Origin of the sequence: Chryseobacterium sp. SIMBA_038, assembly GCF_046535115.1 — a bacterium.
GTDB lineage: Bacteria > Bacteroidota > Bacteroidia > Flavobacteriales > Weeksellaceae > Chryseobacterium.
In genome coordinates this window covers 1-269 of the sequence record NZ_JAWRXH010000184.1, presented here as the reverse complement: position 1 = coordinate 269, position 269 = coordinate 1, and the positions used below count along the sequence as shown (strand labels likewise).

At 37.9% G+C, this 269-nt stretch carries 1 protein-coding gene; it reads right to left on the bottom strand.

All coding sequences use genetic code 11. The annotated features are described in order from the left end of the window. A partial coding sequence (locus SB689_RS23210) for a hypothetical protein (RefSeq protein ID WP_410694412.1) occupies window positions 1–269 on the bottom strand: 269 nt, incomplete at both ends.

Here is a 269-nt window from a genome sequence, read left to right as displayed (position 1 = left end):
GTCTCACCATCTTCCTTTTGCGAGCTAGAGGGCTGCATTTGAGGAATGCTATCGAAAAAAGCATCTTGATTAGGAAAGGATGAGTTTAGTTGAATTTCTTGATTTCGTGTTTGATTATAAGCTAATCCAACCAACTCATTTAAGATATCTTGTTGTGTCTTGCCATGACTCTTAGCAAGATATCTTAGGTTCTCTTTATTCTGTTTCGTCAGCTCTAAGCCAGTCTGTTTGAGTTTCTTAGCCCTATCACGAGAATTTTTCGAGTTACA